At 76.1% G+C, this 414-nt stretch carries 1 protein-coding gene; it reads right to left on the minus strand.

Annotated elements, in window-relative coordinates; translation table 11 throughout:
• Positions 1–28: 28 nt before the first annotated feature.
• Positions 29–414 (minus strand): hypothetical protein (locus BI06_RS35140; protein ID WP_043475096.1); only part of this gene is annotated, 386 nt, incomplete at its 5' end.

Genomic DNA, 414 nt, shown 5'->3' on the forward strand with positions numbered 1-414 from the left:
GCGGCGCGCAGGTCCGGCGGTGGCTGGGTCAGCCGTTGCGGCGGTAGTGGTCCACGGACACTCTGACCGGCCCCTCGGTGCCTGCGGTGGAGAGCACCCGGACCACGGCGAGCGACCGGCCGTCGGCGGACCGGACGCAGAAGGCGCCCCGGGGGCCGACGGCGCCGAACGGCACCCGCCCGGTCGGCCGGCTGCTCAGCCCCTTGACGCACTCGGCCACCCCCAGGGCGGCGTCCCGGCCGATGTAGGAATCGGCGGTCTCCGGGACCAGGAACTCGTTCTCGCCCCGGCCGAGGTACCAGGACACGCTGTCGGCCGGGACCACGGTGCCGGTCGCGAGGTCGAACTCGTAGCCGGCGTCCGCCGAGGTCAGCTCGGTCGCGCGGTAGGCGACGGCGTAGTCGGCGCCCGGCG

The sequence above is a fragment of the Kitasatospora sp. MBT66 genome (genome assembly GCF_000710405.2).
Classification (GTDB): domain Bacteria; phylum Actinomycetota; class Actinomycetes; order Streptomycetales; family Streptomycetaceae; genus Kitasatospora; species Kitasatospora purpeofusca.